The organism is Pseudomonas sp. 44 R 15 (genome assembly GCF_900004965.1).
GTDB lineage: Bacteria > Pseudomonadota > Gammaproteobacteria > Pseudomonadales > Pseudomonadaceae > Aquipseudomonas > Aquipseudomonas orientalis_A.
Map to the genome: position 1 here is coordinate 1 of NZ_CVTU01000006.1, position 214 is coordinate 214.

Here is a 214-nt window from a genome sequence, read left to right on the forward strand (position 1 = left end):
ACGGCAAAACCATCACCATCGGTGTGAACCAATCCAGCGGCACGGTCACCGCCGTGGCACCGAATGACGTCTACAAAGGCGATCAAACCGTCACGACCGCTATCAAAACCGTCACCGGTGGCGAGCACTTTGAAAACCTGGTGCCAGGTACTACAGCGGTTAACACCACTGTTACCGATACCCCAGGCACTGCTGATACCACTACCGTCACGCT

Annotated in this window: 1 protein-coding gene; it reads left to right on the plus strand. The window is 56.1% G+C overall.

Annotation, left to right across the window (positions count from 1 at the left end):
- A partial coding sequence (locus BFP93_RS00090) for an immunoglobulin-like domain-containing protein (protein ID WP_141687914.1) occupies positions 1 to 214 on the plus strand: 214 nt, incomplete at both ends.